Raw genomic sequence first — 7,003 nt, forward strand, 5'->3', positions numbered from 1 at the left:
TCTCTAACGGGAACGCTTCATATATCTGACTCTGAATGGAAGAATCTTGTGCTAACATTTTGGGCTACTTATTCCCTCACTGCTACATATAGTACGTGGGAATATAGCTCTACAATAATGTGGTCGACCACTGCATCTGCCCTTTATAGGTTGAGTGTTGGTGTTACGACTTCTGTAAGCCTAACTACAACATTTTACTTTTCTGGCTCAACCTATACATACCTAACGGGCTACGCATCCACTGGTAGATACACAATTAATTTGCCCAGCGATTTTGCTGTCTATGCTCTAGAAAAATATACAGATACAATGAATTTATCACTCATTGGATTCGGTACCGGTCTTTCTGAAACTTTACGCATTGGAGCACTGAGTACTATAAATGGTTCCGATGGAATATTAAACACTAGCGGCACTTCGACTAGTCGTACTTTTTACACGGGCTTTTCAACATATTTAAGTACACGCTTGGTTTTCTCTAGCTCCGTAATATCCTATTCCATAATAACTCCCAGTGAAGGGAGTAGAACTTTCTCGGTTTTTGCAAGTGTGTATGGAACAACAACATTTTCTGGTACGTTCACCACAATTGTCTCCACATCGATGTATTTCACTGTATATAACATGATTCCTAGCACTACAATAATTCTTTCTTACCGGCCTGCATTCGCAGTAACTGCAACAGATGATATGAATTTGATAAATACTGATCGCTTAGATATACTTCAACCTTCGAAGGGTGTAACGATTTCAGCAATTACTTCTATGATGACAGGTAATCCAATCGTTACTGCAGCAAGTTTTGGCGTAAGTCAGCTTGCGCCTCTGAGTTTTGGAGTTAATGCTTTAGGCAGCCAATTCACAAAAACGACAAATTTAACGTTGAATTGTCCATTTAGAGTATTATTTGTTGATTCTGATAGTGTCAGTAATGGCCTTTACATTGTTTCCGGAAGTCTGACGTGGGCTGGCAATAGTCAGACACGTAGCCTGATAGGTATTCAATCTACAAAACGCCATACTTTGCTCAAAGGCTCAAGCCTTAATCCAATTGCCTTTGAAGATCTAAATTTCATTTAAAAGGGTAAGTCTAATATTGAAGCATATAGATTTTTGTTTGAGTCAATTGTTGTTGAATGATTTGCCTATGCATCAACGCAAAAGATAACAACGACATCTTTATCGGCTAAGGATCGCTCAACAACTCATTGCGAATCCTCCTTATATGTCTCGATGGCCGGCCTTGTTTCTGCGTACCTTTGCGATGACCGCTGGCGGTTTGCCATTCAGCTGTGCAGCGTTTACGGGTTACGCCCTGAGGAATTGCGCCACCTCGTCATCAACGACGGCGTAAGCGGGGCAGAACTGTGGACCACCTACCAAAAGTCCATGGGTGGCACCAAAGGTGCGAAGACTGAACCCCGCAGGCTTCATCCCCTGTTCCTGCGTGATGCCGATGGCAGCGTCATTGATTGGAACCTCCAGGCACGGGTGCAGGTGGGCGAACATCTGCCACCGCTCAACCGTGACGGTGATGGTGGGCAGGCGTTGAATCACTACCTGCGCCGCCGTGCTGTTTGGATGGCATTACGGGATGACGCCAAGCAAAAAGGCGAACAGCTCACCCCTTATTCATTCCGCCATCGCTACGCCAAAGGGATGCACGCCGTCAATATCCCCATCGCCAACATCAGAGAGGTAATGGGGCACACCATTGAGGTTCACCTGAAGAGTTAAGCGCGGTTCAAACCCAACGCGACGGTAGACCTCGTGGCAGCGGTCAACGTCTAATCACTTCTTCTCGTACACCTCAATCCAATCAATCGACCCCCAGCCGCCTTCTAGAAATTCCCTGCAGCGACGACGGGCGGCATAGTTCTCTGCCTCGCTGTGATTCCTTGCCTGCAGTTCAACTTGCTCCTGCAGCACACTCCAGAGAGAATTGCTCTATAGCTGGTCTTCAACCTCCCCTCGACATGGCTGACGTTGGCGTTTGCCAGCCATCAACGAAACGCCTCTAACGGGTAAACCTCCGCTTGCTACACCAGCCAAGACAGAACACGGTCGTCCTCGGGTTCCAGAGCCTTCAACCATTCCTGCAATTCGCGGTCTGATTGCTCAAGCCATTCCGCAAAATCCTTCACACTCTCCATCACCCCAACCTCCTCAAAGACACACGCGACAACAACACCATATCCATATCAGTGATGGTCCCCGAAGTCTGGGCATCAGACGCCTTGGCAACTTTTGTTGCCAAGGCTTCCCTCAATCGATGCAAGGTCAGAAACAACATCGCCCTTTCTGCTTGTTTGTTGGCTTGCAGCAAATGATCCAAGTGGGCTGGGAGTTCCACCAAACTATGTGGCTAAGTTGGTTGGTCATTCAATCAAAACGATGGAACGACACTACGAGAACATTCAACTCAAGAACCTTCAACCTGAACTGGTCGAAGTCCGTAAGAAGAAACTTGAACAAGCTGATTTCCAGACCTACGACCTTGAACTTGGTTGATCATCTGGTCTAGAGGTGATCGAAGAATCACCTCTAGAGACCGATAAAATCGTCTGTAAGGCCGATGGTCTTCGATCTAGGTGCGTTCATCTGGTGGTGGTGTTTATCCATGTTGATACTTGGTATTCAAACGACTTCATCTAATATTTGTGACCCTATTTTTATAGGGTTCCTTCCTTGAGTCTTATTCGATCCAGTGAGATAAGTCTTGGCCTATAAGTTTTTCTAAATTCAGGATAGATTCTTGATAGTAATCTTTCAAAAAATTCTTTGATTCTTTTGTCAATTTTATTTTTGATGTCAAGGAGGGATTTTTTTTCTTATCAAATCTTATTTGGGTGTCATTCGATCTAAAATCAAGAACAAGATTTTTACGGGCTTTGTTAAGTTCCAGAAAGTCAAATAAATCACTAAAAAACAACTCAGGATTGGAGCATAAAGAGTCGTATGTTAATATTTTTAGTTGAGGAAAGTATTCTCTCCATTGAATGATGGACTCATCATATCTGCCAATATTCAATAGCAAGTGTTTGTCTAATATTTTGTCAATATTATCCGTTGGTTCAATCCTTCCCATTAATATATGGTGATTATAGGCGGACTCATATCTTTCAATGGGATTTCTGATGACTGCGAATATTTTAGCATTTTTATTGAAATTATAAATTTGTTTAGCGGGATTCTTGTCAATTCTGGGGTTATTTGGCTGAAAATGTGAGGTGGAAGAATCTATTAGGTATTTAGACTTAGGTGAATCTTTAAAATTAAGCAGATACTCGTCAATGCCCTGTTTGATATGTGCTTCTCTCTTCGAAAAGAAATTCATTTCCTTTTCTTTTCCACAAGACACCAATCCGTTTCTCGTTAACACATTGTGAACATATGATGTTCCTGATTTTTGAGCTCCTATCAAGAATAAATTAGGAATCATCATTGACGATGAATTTTCACTAGATTACCACGTGGGATTTTATTCTGTTTGTTTGTATTGATTCTAAATTCATCCATCACATTCTTTCCGTTGGGTTCTTCTTCATTAAATCTAGGCCTCTCTTGAAGACATACTCCACATATTCTTGAGCCGATTCAAATCGAAGGTTGAATGATGGAATCTTTGACATCGACTCAAGAATAAATTTGATTGATTGTGTTGATTGTATCTCCTTGTTCTCTACCTAACTGCGGAAGAGCAGGACAGATTGCTGGGTTGGCACCTGGGGGTGAGACTCTAACCAGATGGTGGATGAACCACGCTGAATATATCCCTCGACTGGGGGAGTTGATTTCGCGCTGGAAGGGAGATGGTGTGTTCACGGGGCGCGAGTCCCACAACACACAAGAAACGACCATTGCTCAATATTGACAATCACCATCTTCACCCAATACTGATGAAGTAACCCATTTTCAAATAGCCTCAGAGATTTACCACCTAGTAAATCTTGGAAGATCATACGTTGAAGTCCCATCAGAAAAACAGTCCGGTAGCATTTATGGCCTAGGCATTTACAAACTTAAGAATAATTCTGGCAAGCTGTTATTAAGAGAGCGGGTCTCTACCCTGCGAGATAAACTTTAAACAATCAAGAGAAAGAAAGAATTAGACGAGAATCAGGCATATCTTGCAAAATGGCTATCTCATGAAAAGTTTCACATTCTTCCAGGAGGATATGAAAAAGCAAATGGTGGAATTCTTGATAGGACCACCAAGAATATTAGCATCTATTGCAATTCAGGCGCTGAATATCCTCGAGATATTTTCCCATTAGCAGATGCCAAATTTGAGCTTTATGAATAGCTGAATGAATACGACACTGGAGGGGGGTTAATTGCAGGAGCATTCTTGGGTGGCCTTTTTGGACCGGCTGGCACTCTTGCAGGGACGATGAGTTCAAGTTCTGGCGAGAGAATGTGCGTCCTTACTCAGCCAAACGAACTTAAGCTTCTTATACAAATGAGTGAAGGCTTGTATAAAACATTCGTTGCTACTTTGTTCTGAACTCATATTGAGTTTGTCGGGAAGCCTGATGCCGATTGAGAGCGGCTGAAAGCAATACAAGACCGCAAGGGAAAGCAGGGGGTGCTGATGTTGTCGCTATCCATCTCCCGACAACATCTCCCACACAGTTCACCCCGTCTGCAATTACGGGGTTTTTTATTGTCTGAGCAAAGCGGGGAACTCTCAAGGCAGTCACGTTTGACCCATAAACCCGTGACGCCCGCAATTCCCTGTTCCTGGTGGGGGAGCTTGTTGCTGCCATACGCGTCAATGCCTCTGACAGGTTAAGGAAGCCGCATTCCAATGCCGTTGCTGAGCCTGGATGGTCTGCGGCAGACGTATTCCCTAACTCTTGACCTGCTTCTTAGGTATGAGCAATATTAACTTCTTGAAATACAACTTGAAAGCTCGAGCAAGGGGTGGATAAGCTTAATAAAAATCCTATCAATGAACATTGTAATTGACGGAGTCCTTTATGCAGGCTCTGAGGCTGTAGATCAGTTTATCGTTTCATCCGCCGTCAACTACATCACAATAGTGGGGGCTGGCGGTTCTGACGAAGTAAGTATAGATGCCTCTTTGACCTACAGCAAAATCAGGTGTGGGGATGATTCTGATGATGTCAATATAAATTCAGACATTTCATATTCAACCATTATTGGAGGTGCTGGGAGTGACACAGTAATAGTTGCTTCCTCAGCAACACTTGATACATCTAAAGTTTGGAGTGGAGTAAATGATGATTTAATCACTATTGATGGGCAGTTGATGAATTCAACTGTTGGTGGCGGCGGCGGGATCGACACAGTAACTATCTCCTCCTCAGCAACAGTTGATACTTCTAAAATTTGGGGTGGAGAAAATGATGATTTAATCACAATCGATGGAGAGTTGACGCATTCAACTATTGGCGGCGGCGGCGGGATTGACACAGTAATTATCTCCTCCTCTGCAACACTTGATGCTTCAAAAGTTTGGAGTGGAGAACATGATGATTCAATTACTATTGAGGGGGATTTGGCGAATTCAACTGTTGGTGGTGGCGGCGGGATCGACACAGTAATTATCTCCTCATCAGCAACACTTGATACTTCTAAAGTTTGGAGTGGAGAAAATGATGATTCAATTACAATTGATGGGGAGTTGACGAATTCAACTGTTGGCGGCGGCGGCGGGATCGACACAGTAATTGTTTCTTCTTCAGCAACACTTGATACTGCTAAAGTTTGGAGTGGAACCAATGCAGACATAATTACGATTGAAGGTGCACTGAATAATTCGACTGTTGGAGGTGGATCAGGAGATGATGAACTCACGATTAGCGGCGCCTCACTCAACGGGAGCGTGGTTAAAGGCGGCAAAGATGATGATATTTTCATTATCGATAATTTAGTTGAGTCTTCTAGCACTAATCTCGCAAGTTCTAATAGTGAACTGTGGGTAAAAACTTCATCCTCAACTGTTCCGAGTATTTATGGCGATGGAGGTAATGACGACATCAGTGCCGTAGATGCAGGCCTACCACTAAAAATTTATGGAGGTACTGGCAATGACATCTTAAAAGTTGGGAACAGCCAAACCGTTTCCGGAGGAGATGGAGCAGATGTATTTATCATTGAAGGAACAAATGTTCAGATATTAGATTTTGATTCGAGTGAAGATCAAATACAGTATAATATTGAGGCAATAAATTCGTTAGGAATAAATAATTATGCAGCCAAATTGCAGCAAACATCACTGATTAATACGGATTCAGGGACTTGGAATTCTCTAACGGGAACGCTTCATATATCTGACTCTGAATGGAAGAATCTTGTGCTAATATTTTCGGATACTTATTACGTCAGTACCAGATACAGTGCGTGGGACGCGAGTTCTACAACCATGGTGTTGACCGATACCACTGCCACTTATACGTTGAGTGTTAGTGCTTCGACTTCTGTAAATATAGCTACATTATTTAAATTTACTGGTACAACCTATACGTACCTTACAGGCTACGCATCCACTGGTAGATACACAATTAATTTGCCCAGTGATTTTGCCGTCTATGTGCTCGAAAAATATACAGATACAATGAATTTATCCCTCGTTGGATTCGGCACCGGTTTTTCGGAAACCTTGCGTGTTGGAGCACTGAGTACTATAAATGGTTCTGATGGAATATTAAACACGAGCAGCACTCGGACTACTCATACTTTTTACACTACTTTGGAAACCCATGTAAGTACACGATTGTCTTTCTCTAGTCATCGTGTATCTTTTTCCACTATAACTCCCAATGAAGTGAGTAAAACTTTCTTGGTTTACTTGACTTTGACTGGAACAACAACATTTTCTGGCACATTCAAAACAATTGTCTCCACATCGAGGTATCTTACTGTATATAACGAGATTCCTAGCACTACAATAACGCTTTCTTACCGGCCTGCATTCGCAGCAACTGCAACAGATGATATGAATTTGATAAATACTGATCGCTTAGATATACTTCAA

Annotated in this window: 6 protein-coding genes; 3 read left to right on the forward strand and 3 right to left on the reverse strand. The window is 42.7% G+C overall.

Annotated features, from left to right (window positions below):
- Positions 1-1,080: hypothetical protein (locus DXY30_RS13730; RefSeq protein WP_206749533.1), on the forward strand; the 1,080-nt coding region annotated here is incomplete at its 5' end.
- A 153-nt stretch (positions 1,081-1,233) separates the two neighbouring features.
- A complete protein-coding gene (locus DXY30_RS14500) occupies positions 1,234-1,737 on the forward strand; it encodes a tyrosine-type recombinase/integrase (protein WP_115095369.1) in 504 nt (167 codons plus the stop codon).
- A 54-nt stretch (positions 1,738-1,791) separates the two neighbouring features.
- Here the strand turns inward: DXY30_RS14500 and DXY30_RS14250 are convergent, their stop codons facing one another.
- The 3 genes from DXY30_RS14250 to DXY30_RS13240 form a co-directional block, all read right to left on the reverse strand.
- The gene (locus tag DXY30_RS14250) at positions 1,792-1,929 is read right to left on the reverse strand and encodes a hypothetical protein (protein ID WP_170951272.1); all 138 of its coding nucleotides are present in this window, start codon (positions 1,927-1,929) and stop codon (positions 1,792-1,794) included.
- 223 nt (positions 1,930-2,152) lie between these two features.
- Positions 2,153-2,335, reverse strand: a complete 183-nt coding sequence (locus DXY30_RS14345; RefSeq protein WP_137006886.1) for a hypothetical protein — start codon at positions 2,333-2,335, stop codon at positions 2,153-2,155.
- A 360-nt stretch (positions 2,336-2,695) separates the two neighbouring features.
- On the reverse strand, positions 2,696-3,442 hold the full coding sequence (locus DXY30_RS13240; protein WP_170951274.1) for a sulfotransferase domain-containing protein: 747 nt from the start codon (positions 3,440-3,442) through the stop codon (positions 2,696-2,698).
- Positions 3,443-4,954: 1,512 nt separating this feature from the next.
- Here DXY30_RS13240 and DXY30_RS13735 point away from each other — a divergent pair.
- Positions 4,955-7,003 (forward strand): beta strand repeat-containing protein (locus tag DXY30_RS13735; RefSeq protein ID WP_371638814.1); only part of this gene is annotated, 2,049 nt, incomplete at its 3' end.

The organism is Synechococcus sp. UW106, assembly GCF_900474015.1.
In the GTDB taxonomy this organism is placed as follows: Bacteria; Cyanobacteriota; Cyanobacteriia; order PCC-6307; family Cyanobiaceae; genus Parasynechococcus.

Coding starts and splice junctions, on each gene's coding strand:
- DXY30_RS14500 (WP_115095369.1), top strand. CDS start 1,234: ATGGCCGGCCTTGTTTCTGCGTACCTTTGCGATGACCGCTGGCGGTTT.
- DXY30_RS13240 (WP_170951274.1), bottom strand. CDS start 3,442: ATGATTCCTAATTTATTCTTGATAGGAGCTCAAAAATCAGGAACATCA.